This window comes from Bartonella doshiae NCTC 12862 = ATCC 700133 (assembly GCF_000278155.1).
In the GTDB taxonomy this organism is placed as follows: Bacteria; Pseudomonadota; Alphaproteobacteria; order Rhizobiales; family Rhizobiaceae; genus Bartonella; species Bartonella doshiae.
This window is the reverse complement of the sequence record NZ_JH725094.1, coordinates 604,984-617,840: the sequence shown is the minus strand read 5'-3', so window position 1 is coordinate 617,840 and position 12,857 is coordinate 604,984. Positions and strand designations below refer to the sequence as shown.

Here is a 12,857-nt window from a genome sequence, read left to right as displayed (position 1 = left end):
AAGCGTTTTTTAAAGAATTTTTAAATTGGTTTGGCGAAAAAAACTAGGCATTTTTCTATTGAGAAGATGGTAGAGAGTCAGATTTACCTTGATGATTTGAGTAACTCTGTGGGCAAGATATCCAATCGTTTTATGGATCACATTGTGAAGTTGTTTATTTTTGTATTCTAGGAAATGCGGCTTTGAAACGAAATTTATCAGAGATATTTATGTACAAATGCGAGGCAGTTTAAATTTATGATGAAAGGTAAGGAGGCAGAAGCAATGAATGCAGATTCTAATGACATAGAAATCTTGTCTATAAGATCTGTACAACTTGCAGCCGCTTTTGATCATAAGAATGATGCAATTCATGCTGCTGCTGAATTGCTTGTACAGGTCGGTGCTGTTGAGAAATGTTATCTAACAAGCATGCTCAAACGTGAGGCGATAACGAATACTTGGTTTGGGAATGGTATAGCAATTCCTCATGGAATGGTTGAAAATCGTGATTTAATTATCAGAGATGCTGTTGCTGTAGTACAGATTCCTGCGGGTGTTGAGTGGCGTGATGGAAATAAAGCACGTTTGGTTATAGCTATTGCAGCTCGTCCAGATCGCTACATAGAGATTTGTAAAAAACTGACGTGTCTTTTATTTGATAAGGAACGGCTTGAGGCACTTTCTACGACTGCGGATAAACAACAAATTGTTACAACTTTGTTTGGTCAGAATGTGAAGACAGAGAGAAGTTTTAAAGGTGATCTTTCAGTACGTCAGGAATGGACTTTAGATTATCCAAGTGGTCTTCATGCGCGGCCAGCTTCTCTTTGGGTTGACTTTGCAAAAAAAGCACAAAATTCTATTAGAGTTCGCCATGGTCAGTATACCGTTGAAATGAAAAATTTAGTTGGTTTATTGCAACTAGGAGCCAAAAATGGGGATGTTCTCATTTTTTCGACAGATGCTGTAGGAGGTGTGCAACTGCTTAAGGATGCAATTTCTGTAGCAAAGGAAGTGAGTATAAGTGAAAAATTTGTGATGAAAGAAATGGAAGCACAAACGAAGATTTTTCATAGTTGGCATCCGCGTTTAGGGCAAAAAAGTATTTCTGGTATTGGAGCAAGTCCAGGGTTAGGGCTTGGTAGGGTTTTTGTTTTAAGGCAGAATGCTATTTCCATAATAGATCAGCCAATTGATTTTGCAGTTGGTGTGGCATGTCTTGAAAATGCTCTTACAAAAACAAAACATAAAATGGCATTAGTTATTGATGATATCACAGAGCGTATGGGGGCAGATGCTGCTGCAATTTTTTCTGCACAAATGGTTTTGCTTGAAGATGAAAATCTGATAGCTCAAGCCTGTCGTTTTATAGCAGAAGGTCATGGTGTTGCATGGTCTTGGGACAGTGCCGTTCGACAATTTACTAATATGTTGTCTAAGATAGATAATCCTTTGTTAGCTGCGCGTGCTGTGAACTTGGTTGATGTTGGCCGCCGTGTTCTAAGTGAAATCAATCCATCGTATAGTTCATTCTTTTTAGATGATATTCCACGTGGTGTTATTCTTGTTACAGATGATTTATCTCCTTCTGATGCAGCTCAGCTTGATTGTACAAAAGTGCAAGGATTGGTAACAGCATGGGGTGGACCACTGTCTCATACAGCTATTCTAGCGCGCACTCTTGGTATTCCAATGGTTGTTGCTGCGGGTACTGATATTTTAGCAGTTGATGGTAATATTCAGGCTATTATTGATGGCGATAACGGGTTCATTTATTTTGATCCTAGTTCTGAAGATATTGAAGATGCTCAAAGACAGATAAGTATTGTCGCGCAAAAGCGTAGCAATGAGATATATGTGAGTAGATTACCAGTGCAAACGACAGATGGCCAAAAAATTCGCATTATGGCTAATGTTAATTACGCAAGCCAGATACCCATTGCGCTTGATTTGGGAGCTGAAGGTGTTGGGCTTATGCGTACAGAATTTTTGTTTTTAGATAGTCCGCGTGTTCCAGATGAAAATGCGCAATTTGATATATATCGCGCTATGATTGCAGACGTGGGGGATAAGCCACTAATTATTCGTGCACTTGATATCGGTGGTGATAAACAGGTTACACACTTACATTTGTCTAAAGAGAATAATCCTTTTTTAGGTGTTAGGGGAACGCGGCTTCTGTTACGTCGTCGTGATCTTTTGGTTCCTCAGTTACGTGCTTTATATCGAGCTGCAAAAGAGGGTGGAGATTTATGGCTATTGTTTCCAATGATCATGTCTGTTTCAGAAATTTTTTCTATGAAGAAAATTGCAGAAGAAATTCGTAACGATATTGGTGCACCAAAATTAAAATTTGGTATTATGATTGAAGTTCCAGCGGCTGCGATTATGGCAGATGTTTTGAGCGCGTATGTTGATTTCTTTTCCATTGGAACCAATGATTTAACGCAATATACAATGGCGGTTGATCGGAAAAATCCTTATCTTGTGTCTGAAGCAGATAACCTTGATCCGGCTGTATTACGTATGATTTCCCAAACGATTAAGGGAGCAGCAAAACATGAGTGTTGGGTGAGTGTTTGTGGTGGTATGGCTGGAGATCCTTTTGCGGCGATGATTTTGACTGGACTAGGGATTAATGAACTTTCTGTGATACCTTGTGATATTTCTTCAGTAAAAGCTTGTTTGCAATCCCATAGTTTTGAAGATATGAAAATTTTGGCAGAAAAAGCATTACAGTGTGAAACAGCGCGAGCCGTACGGGCTTTGAGCGGTGATATAAAATGACGAGTAATTTTAAGCAAGGAGGGCGTGTGTTAATTCTGCAATTTGGTTAGAGCAATTACATTGAAATCATTTTTATTGGAATGAAATTTATCATTCTCGTAAAACACGTTTTATGGAGGAGCGAGATTAATGTTATCTTGTGGTTTGCTCATTATAGAATGCAATTATTGAGAATACATTGACGGTGGCATTAATCATTTTATTTTTGAAGCTGCATGGTGTGCAGATTAATTTGGAAATTATTGTGTTTGCATACAAAGAGCAGTGTCAATAAATATTAAAATTTCTAATTTATAATAAACCTGTTATCTCATTTTGTATCTATCCACGGAAAAAATTACTTCTTAAAGGAAGAGGATGTGCTTGTTATTCAAGAGATATCTTATCTTATTTTGGTAAATGAAGTTGTTTTTTGTATTTTGAATATAGAGTTTAAGCTTGCACGTTATTTCTTTCTGGGTATAGTGCGAACCACTGGAGAGGTGGCCGAGTGGTTGAAGGCGCACGCCTGGAACGCGTGTATATGGGAAACCATATCGAGGGTTCGAATCCCTCTCTCTCCGCCACATTTTTTAAGGATAATTTTTTCAATGTCACCAGAAGCCGTTATTGCGGGGAATCCCAGGTGACGGAGCAATTCAGTAAATACTTGATTTGCCATATTCTTTCAGAGGTCGTGGTGACGATCGAGACTCGTACTTCACTTTCTCCAATTGCACCATTTTACCTCTAAAATCTCCATTTTTACCCTCTCCTTCTTCGATATATGCGAGTACTGTGGTTGAAGAAGGTATGCATGTCCTAAAACTCTTAATTGACCTGGGTTTTGAGCGACGAGGCTTTTTTGACTCCTCATTTTTTAGAGAACAAAAACCGGAATAGCAATAGGGATTCGAAATTAGGTAACTATTTAACTTTATGATAATAGCAGGACAATATTAGTATAAATAAGTCTGGATATTCTTATTTTATGATTATAGTTATACCTGTCCTTTGTTTTGCAATGATAATACTGATATGTAACAACAAATTAATGGTAAATATATGACTACTAAAACATTATACCTATAAGATACATACCAGTTTCATTTTGAAGGTTTGATTCAATAAGCAGGAAAAGATGATAAAGGCATCTTTATTATCCTTGATAAAACAGTCTTTTATTCGCAAGGTGGTGGTTAGTCTTCAGATTATGGTGTTATAAAAACGACCATTTTGAGGTTAATGTCATCTACGTTGCAGAGCATAGCGATGAAATCAAGCATTAAGAATCCATAACAACTAAAACACTAGCAGCTCAAAAAGTGTACGGCATTCTTGACAAAGAGAGGAGGTTAATAAATGCTCTTTACCATATTGCAGGTCATTTGCTTAGTAATATCGTAGCAATACTGAATTCAAAACTAAAAGCAATTAAAGGTCATTCCTTTTTTGGTGAAGCTTATGTTAAATTTTAAGAAGACGAAGCAATAGATATTGAGGCTCTACAGCATACAATAAATGAAGAAGTTGCAAAAAATGATAAAACAACAATTTTCGAGATCGACGCGTTAGGTTTTGAAGAGCAATTTTTGAGCTACCCTAGTATCCTTGATAATAAGAAACTTCGTGGTATGCAAATAAGTGATATGTTGTCAGTACCTTGTGGTGGTACATACCTATCTTCTATAGGTGAGATAGGGCTTATGAGGATTAATAAGATCAATTAGAAATGATGAGCAATTACAAAGAGAACAAATGTTAAACAAATCAAAAATTGACTTATCGTTAGAGAATAACTTTTTTTCAAAGGTACGTTTTTTACCGAAATTATGCCCTAAAATGAAGGTTGTTGATTTTCCAAATGGAGCTTCTGTTAATTCAACATTTGCTTCAGATACATTCAATATTGTCTCTGCTAAAAATTTACAAGAAACTATACCTGTAGACCAAGCAAAATCTATAATCGATTCCTTTAATGCACAAAAATTGCCTTTAGCTTGGTGGGTTGGACCGCATTCGTCTCATTATAAAGTTGATGAAGTTCTCTTATCTATGGGTTTAGAGCATGTTGAAACAGAGGTAGGAATGGCAGCTTTAGCACAAAATATAGACTCACATGTTACTTCTGTGCCGGATAACTTCAAAATCAAGGAAGTTGAATCTCTTCAAGATTTTAGAGATTACGGAAATGTTATGGCATCAGTATTCGAGCCTTTTGATGAAGAAGCGGTTATATTTTATGAAACAATAGGCCGTTGTTATAAAAAAGACTCTGATGTAGAGATGCTTGTTGGTTATATGAATAATAATCCTGTAGCAATATGTTTTTGTATTAAAGCAGATGGAGTTGGTGGAGTGTATGATATTGTCACCAATCCAGATTTTCAGAAAAGAGGTGTTGGGACATTAATGACAAAAATTGCTATTGAGCATTTAAAAAGAAAGAAATGTCATGTTATTGGTATGCAAGCATCTAACGAGGGAATTGGTATTTATAAAGAATTGGGTTTTATAAACTTTGGTGAATTCAAAGTTTATTCCAATAAACACATGATAATTTAGCTATCAATTCTTTTTTCTAATCGTTTTCTATCGATTGTTATTTCATAAAATAATGCTACTTTATCTTCTATTCATTCCAAAAGTACGTTCATTTGTAAAATCGTAGTCCCGTATTAGCAGCACGTGTTGCTCTTAATTTTCTTAAGTTGTGTGTCCATTTTTTAATATCCTCTGCATTACATGCTTCATGAAACAGATTGCCAAAACTTTCTTTGATGAGCTGATTGCTACTTTTTCCGCAAATGAATGTTTCATCTTCAATAGGAGTAGTTTTAAGAATTTCTGCTAATTTAGGAAAAATGGAAAGAAAAACATCTATTTTGATATGGATAATATTATCTTTAATGTTTTTCAGTAAATCCGAACTACCTCACTACATTTCGTAAGTTAGTGTAAAAAAGAACATAAATTTATTATTTTAATAATGCCGTGCATTTTCCGCACATTTCCTGCTCTGGTGCTTCGAAAAGTGGTGAAGCAATAGATATAAGATTATTTTGCATGCATGTAGAGTTCACTTTGATATAAAAGCTCCAAACTTCCCTGCACTTCATATTGCCTTATCAATGCAATCAATTGTTGAAAATATTCTTCTTGGTGAATAGCAATGGCGCGTTGGGCTTGAGTTGAGGAGCGGCTCATTCCAATAAAGGCTTCGGATGGGATTGTCATCGTCCAATTGCGCGTATGTAAAGCAACCTTTTCTGGATTTACCCCCAAGCCATCACTCATTTCCTGTAAAAAATCGAAATTACGGTAATAACGTGAATAATTAGGGCTCATTTCCTCTAACAATGTTTCATAAGCGGCTAGAAATTTGTTATGATTAAAATCGCGATTGTTTTGAATGACTGCCATTACACCATTGGTTCGGAGTTGGGATGAGACAGCGCAAAGCAACTTAGGGCGATCCATCCACTGAAACGCTTGCGCCGCAATGACAAGATCAACCTCGCCGATTTGGGGCAATACGCTTTCGGCTTGGCCTTGATACCAATGCACAGTAGGAAACTTTCTTTGCCCCTGCTTAATCATGTCTGTTGATATATCGATAGCATGATATTGGTGTTCGTTTCCAAGAAGTTTGACAATCCCTTCTAATGCAATGCCTGTCCCAGCCCCCACATCCACGATGGACAAATGCTTTTTGTCCTTTAAAGGAAGCAGCATGGTTTTAAATAAGGTGAGGGGATAACGCGGACGATAGCAATCATAATCATCAGCCAATCCATCAAATTTTTCAATTTGTTTTTGAACGCTTTGTATAATAGGGTATTATCCTTTTAAAATTGCTAACATCATATTAAAATAAATCCTTTAATATAAAGTTATTACGGCATTCTCACAGTAATTATAGAAGATATGCCAAGAACACAAATCAAATAAGCACAAGCTTTTGCAGAAAAATTCTTATGTTTACTGATATTTATGGCAGTGATTTATAGCAACAATTTTTAGGGGTAAAAAATTTGCACGACAGATATATGTAATTTATAGAGTATAGCGTATTAGTGATCAGATGGAATCCAGCTATAAATATTTTGGTCGTGAAAAGCTCCATTTAAATATTCAGCTTGTCTAAGAGTTCCTTCAAGTACAAAACTACAACGTTTTGCAACAGCATTACTTTTCTGGTTAGCAGTGGAGCATTTGATGACAAAACGATTAATGATAGAATGCGAAGAATAATACACAACAAGTGCTTTTATTGCGCGTGTAATAATACCATTTCCTTGTACTCTCTTATCAAGCCAGTATCCAATATATCCTATTTTATTTACACTGTCGATACTGTTGAAAGAAAGTAAACCAACGGGATTTTCATTGAACAAAATGACATAGGTTTTTTCTTCGTCTTTTTGATGTGCGATAAAACAAGAATCCAGAAAGTTGACAGTATCATTTTCATGCTTCACAAAGCGCGGCCATGCCATAAATGCACTGAAATATTCTTTATTGAAGTCAATAATTTCATAAAGTGCAGGGGCAAATTTTCTTGATGGTGCTTCTAATCGGATATTATCGTCTACGTAGAGGCTTTCTTCTTGGAGTAATAAGTCTTTGGAGATATTGGATAGAACGAAGGAGGGCATTCGTGCGGTGTGCAGACTTCCTTTTAGCCAGATGTACACAGGTGGTTTTCTATGTGTCCATGCATGGAGAGCTTGTATTTGTGAGGGATGACAGTCTTTTATAAAAAAACTTTTCTCTTCTTTTAAATCATGGTTTTCTTGTAGATGTGTGGATTTATTTTCAAAACAGTTCAAATCAGCAGGAAGCTGTACATTATTATTTGGATGTGTATCATGGTTACCTAACCATAATAGGGAATGCTCTTTGTTATGTATGAAAGGAACTCCAGTGTTTTTAAGATTAGTCTGTATACTTTGCGCATCATTGCAACAAGTTCTTTCTACGACATAGCTATTTTCTGTGTTGAAGCAGATATCCATTTCGAAAGTAAGCTTCCATTTTTCAGATATCTCTGGAGCATAGGTATTCAAAACATCACGAATGGTACGAAAGAAGATTTCTGGATTAGAAATTTCAAGTTTAGAATTAGACAAAAAAGAACCAATAGGAAAATTGCTATCTATATCAAGATATCCTGAAGGTGGCATATGTTCAACAAGAAAGGGAAACCAGTCATTTAGAGCATCTGTAGTTTTTGCTAAACTTTCTAAGTGAAAATCGATATAGAGACTAAAACCTTTAAGATAAAGAGTCTCAGATTTGGATAATAAAGGCAAAATATCTTTGATGTATTCCTCTTTGGTTATTCCAAAACGGGAATCTTTTTTTTCATTATAAGAAGAGAGTTTGATACTTACACCACAGGGCTTATTTTTACTTGCGGCGAGTATCTTCAGTTTATGAAATTCGTTAATGCTTCCCACATGAATAAGTGCATCTTTTTCCATTGCAAGTGATAGATCTTCAAGAGTTTTATAGCAACCGCTTAAAATGATGCGATTATTGGGGAATCCTGTAACGGAGGCGATTCGAAACTCATCAGCAGAGCGGACTTTTGCGTTTACTCCTTCTTCTGCTAAGAGCTTGCAGAAAATTGCAAGTAAGCAAGATTGAAGAGAAACAGTAAGATTGATATTGATAAAAGATTTTTTGCATGCCAGCATTAACATTTTTACTTTTTTGAGAACGTGGTCAGCATCGAAAAGAAAAAAGGGAAAATCGAGAGAACTTAGTTGATTGTTAATTTCTTTTGCAGTTTGAATAATATATTCAGGAACTTTTTTTTCATCTTTCATCATAGTTAAATATTCATTTCTGATGGTTGTGTGGTGTATTTGAATGGTTTGTAAAGTATCTGGAATTGTTCATAAAATACATATAATTGAAGATATGTATAAATGCATTGGCATTTTTTATGTGATAAAATATTCTCCGTGTGTAACACGTATAAAATCATCTGAAAATAAGTGAAATTATTTGGTGTAAATATCAATTATAGGCATTTGATACTTGCATACATCACTTGCGTGGAAAAATTTTTACCTTTCCTAAAACAAAATACGCATTACTTTGATAAGATCGATATATTTTGCATGTCTTATGAATTTATAAAATAGCATATTGAAGCAAAAGGAAGCTAACATTTAACTATTATCATTGAAAATATTCATCCTTCTATAAGCTATAATATCGGAAATATAATGCGTTTGTGTTTTTCGGAGATCTAGAAAGTAAACTCTTTAGTTTTTAATGGTAGAATACAAATAAATCTATAAATGATAACAGCGTAAAATTTGATTGCCATGGAGCAAAAAAATAGAGGAAAATATATATAAAGCAAAGATGTCTCAGAAAAGACGTATGCATATCTCTTAATATTTTATTACGAATATATAGTCGTAACTAATAGTGTTTTTTAGGAAAGTTTCTTAATTTTTCATACCTTCTTCTCTTATTTTTAATCATCATTTAAATTAAAAAAATATATAAAGACAATCACTTATTCGTAATAAAAAATATAATTTTTATGAAAAATAAGCATAAAATAAAATGATATATTAGAATGATTAATACATTTTTTGATATGTCTTTATGAAAGCTAAATTAATAAATATCATTTTCGCTATCAAGCGGTCAATGACAATCTTTTAGAAAAGTATGTTTAGGATATCTCATCATTAAGTGTGTATTTCAGTATTTATGAGAAATAATTTTTGCCGCGCAATAAAAAAATATTTCTTTGCACTATTGCCATTCTATTGATGCGCTTTATTTGAACAAGTAGAAATTACTCTTTTATTAAATATCGTTTTTATGAAAGACAGATCATATTATTTATAAGTGGGAGGATTATATAATAGTTTTTATATATTTTTATTGTCTTCGTTGAATTAACAGAACTATATCTTAGTTTGAAATCCAATATATTTTTGAAGAATTTATGGTGATGCTGCAATAGATCTCAGCATCAATGGGCGTTTTTATCTTTTTTTGAGTTTTCCGATGCGCAAAGGCGATTTTGCGAAGGGGTTTCCTATTGTCCGCTGCGATGAAGCTGGGGGCTTTATTTTTTGCATGTAAGTATTTTTTGAGGGATTGTTATGAGAAAATTATATTCAACAACAAATTTGGCTAAGGCTGTTTCTTTGGGAGCTGCAGTGGCTGCACTCTTATCGAGTGTATCTCCTGTTTATGCTTCGAATCTTTCTATAACAGGAGATCTAAATAGGAGCACGACTGGTACAAATGTAATATATCCATTTGGTAGCCATGGTAGTATTGTTTTTGCTGGTGATGATAATTACTGCGGTGTAGATAATGTGGTTGGACGTGGGGGTAAGCAACAGCAAGGAATACCAGATACCAATCGAATAACTGCGGAAGAGCAATATAATAGATTTATAGAAGATAAAAAATTTTATGGTCGCAATCCTTATGGTACTACCACTAGTCAGGTCAATTGGATTGGTGATGGAGCAACAAGCAGTGATGGCGGTTATATGGGAACTCCGACTAATGGTATCGTTGATGCTATGCCTGAGGCTTATGGTGTTTATTCTTTTGCTACCGGTTGTGGATCTGCCGCGACGGGTAATTATTCAACGGTGTTTGGTGCAGGCGCGACTGCAAAGGCTGGAGGGGCGCAAGCTTTTGGTGTTTCTGCACTTGCAAGCGGAAGAGCAAGTGTTGCTATGGGTGTTGGAACAGAGGCATCAGGTAACTCTGCAGTTGCTATCGGGGGAGTTGCAGTTGCGTCCGGTCTAAACAGTGTTGCTTTAGGGACCTTGACAAAAGCAACTATGGATTACACGGTTGCTATAGGTTCGAAGGCTGAAGCTCTAGCTCTTGGCGCTATTGCAATAGGTGGTGGGGAAGCTGCAGATAATGGACAAGAAAGAAAAGTAATAGCGAAAGGTAAAAATTCGATTGCTATAGGTTCCCATACTTATGCTGAAACAGCTCATTCAGTTGCAATTGGTATAAATGCACAGGTACGTGTTACAGATGGTGTTGCTGTGGGTGGAGGATCTGTCTCTCGTATTGATAAAGATACTTTTGGTTATGATCCTGTAACAAATGCTTTCACAAAAAAGAATGATCTTGCATGGAAAAGCACTGCAGGTGATTTTAGTGTTGGTAATACTAATCAACAATTAACACGGCAAATTACAAATGTTGCAGCGGGAAGTAAAGATACCGATGCTGTTAATGTGGCACAGCTGAAAGCTTTAAGAGATGTCGTAGCAGGAGCAGGAGGAGGCTGGAAAATTTCTGTTAATGATGGAGATTCTACAGATGTTGCTTCAGGTGATACAGTAGATTTTTCAGTGAAAAATAACAACTTAACGATTGAAAAGGCAAATGGAGATAATAAGCAAAAAGTCAAATTTGCTTTGAGTGATAATCTTAAGTTGTCTAGTGTCACTACAGGCAATGCCTCTATGAGTGATGATGGTTTTATGTTCTCTGGTGGGGCATCAATAACTGTGGATGGTATTCATGCTGGCAATAAAAAGATTGCAGGAGTGGAAGCAGGGGAAGATGATACCGATGCAGTGAATATGGCGCAGCTGAGAGCTGTACAAGAAGCAGGCAAAAAAGTTTGGCAACTTTCTGTTAATAAAGGAAATGCTACGGCTGTTAAATCAAACGATACAGTAAATTTTCAAGCAGTTGGTGATGAGGGTAAACAGAATATCAAAATCGGAAAAAATGAAGATCACGATGTAACATTTGCTTTGGCTGATAATATTACAGTAAAGAGTGTTACTGCAGGAAACGCCTCTATGAGTGATGATGGTTTTATGTTTACTGATGGAGGGCCGAGCATAACTGTTAATGGTATTGATGCTGGCAATAAAAAGATTACAGGAGTGATGGCAGGAACTGCAAACACCGATGCGGTTAATAAAGCACAACTCGATAACGCTGTAACAGATATTAATAATAATATTAATAATAGTGTTATTAATCAAATGGATAAATTTGCAGTTCTCTATGATAAAAACGGTGACGATTCTGTTAATTATAATAGTGTGACTTTGGGTGGTGGGAAAACTAACGGACAAGTCGTTCTGCGTAATGTCAAAGATGGAGATATTTCTGAAGAATCGTATGATGCCGTAAATGGTTCCCAGCTTTACGCTATGGGCAATGTGTTTGCTAGTTATTTTGGTGGTGGTGCTGGATTTAATGAGAAAGGAGAATGGAACGGTCCTACTTTCCACGTTTATAAAATCAACAATGATGGTAGTTCCACTAAGAATCCCTATGATAATGTTGCTGATGCTTTTGAAGGTGTAAACGATACTTTTGATATAATTAGCAATCAAATCATTAATATAGAAAGAAATAGTCTTGTTAAGCAGGATGGAGGAAAGAATTTTCCTATCACCGTTGGTAAGGAAACAGGTGGTACGAAAATTGATATTACAGGCAGTGATGGAGTACGCACTATTGCAGGTGTAAAAGCAGCGGTTAATGATGATGAAGCCGTTAATAAAAAACAACTCAATGACACTGTAGCAGATATTAATAATAATGTTATTAATCAAATGGATAAATTTGCAGTTCTCTATGATAAAAACAGTGACGATTCTGTTAATTATAATAGTGTGACTTTGGGTGGTGGAAAAACTGTCGGACAAGTCGCTCTGCGTAATGTCAAAGATGGAGATATTTCCGCAGAATCGCATGACGCTATCAATGGTAGCCAGCTTTTCGATTATGCTGATACTGTATCACAATATTTTGGTGGTAATACAGATGTGATTGATGGTGTCAAACCAAATTTTATTGTTCAAAATGCAACATATAATAATGTTACGGAAGCGTTTGATGGTGTCGATAGTTCTATCACAGATATTTACAATAAAATCACTAATGTTACAAAAAATAGTCTTGTCAAGCAGGATGGAGGAGAGAATTCTCCTATCACCGTTGGTAAGGAAACAGGTGGTACGAAAATTGATATTACAGGCAGTGATGGAGTACGAACTATTGCAGGTGTAAAAGCAGCGGTTAATGATGATGAAGCCGTTAATAAAAAACAACTCAATGACACTGTAGCA

General features: G+C 35.7%; 4 protein-coding genes, 1 tRNA gene and 2 pseudogenes. 4 read left to right on the top strand and 3 right to left on the bottom strand.

What is annotated here, in order from left to right; genetic code table 11:
* The first annotated feature begins 237 nt into the window (after positions 1-237).
* From ptsP to MCS_RS02675, 3 genes are all read left to right on the top strand, one after another.
* Positions 238-2,769: a phosphoenolpyruvate--protein phosphotransferase gene (gene ptsP, locus MCS_RS02685; protein WP_004855392.1), complete on the top strand. Its 2,532-nt coding sequence runs from the start codon at positions 238-240 to the stop codon at positions 2,767-2,769.
* A gap of 476 nt (positions 2,770-3,245) precedes the next feature.
* A tRNA-Ser gene (locus MCS_RS02680) sits at positions 3,246-3,335 on the top strand.
* 1,171 nt (positions 3,336-4,506) lie between these two features.
* Positions 4,507-5,313, top strand: a complete 807-nt coding sequence (locus MCS_RS02675; RefSeq protein WP_004855391.1) for a GNAT family N-acetyltransferase — start codon at positions 4,507-4,509, stop codon at positions 5,311-5,313.
* A 74-nt stretch (positions 5,314-5,387) separates the two neighbouring features.
* Here MCS_RS02675 and MCS_RS08620 read toward each other — a convergent pair.
* From MCS_RS08620 to rimL, 3 genes and pseudogenes are all read right to left on the bottom strand, one after another.
* Positions 5,388-5,665, bottom strand: a pseudogene (locus MCS_RS08620) (tyrosine-type recombinase/integrase); the annotation flags it as partial.
* Between the two features lie 140 nt (positions 5,666-5,805).
* Positions 5,806-6,582 carry a class I SAM-dependent methyltransferase gene (locus MCS_RS02670; protein ID WP_024864171.1) on the bottom strand — a complete coding sequence of 259 codons (777 nt, stop codon included), beginning with the start codon at positions 6,580-6,582 and terminating at the stop codon, positions 5,806-5,808.
* A 239-nt stretch (positions 6,583-6,821) separates the two neighbouring features.
* A complete protein-coding gene (rimL, locus tag MCS_RS02665) occupies positions 6,822-8,585 on the bottom strand; it encodes a 50S ribosomal protein L7/L12-serine acetyltransferase (RefSeq protein ID WP_004855385.1) in 1,764 nt (587 codons plus the stop codon).
* 1,302 nt (positions 8,586-9,887) lie between these two features.
* Here rimL and MCS_RS02660 point away from each other — a divergent pair.
* Positions 9,888-12,857: pseudogene (locus MCS_RS02660) on the top strand (hypothetical protein); the annotation flags it as partial.

Excerpts from the sequence above, each read along its gene's own strand:
- ptsP (WP_004855392.1), top strand. The coding sequence starts at position 238 with ATGATGAAAGGTAAGGAGGCAGAAGCAATGAATGCAGATTCTAATGAC.
- MCS_RS02675 (WP_004855391.1), top strand. The coding sequence starts at position 4,507 with ATGTTAAACAAATCAAAAATTGACTTATCGTTAGAGAATAACTTTTTT.
- rimL (WP_004855385.1), bottom strand. The coding sequence starts at position 8,585 with ATGATGAAAGATGAAAAAAAAGTTCCTGAATATATTATTCAAACTGCA.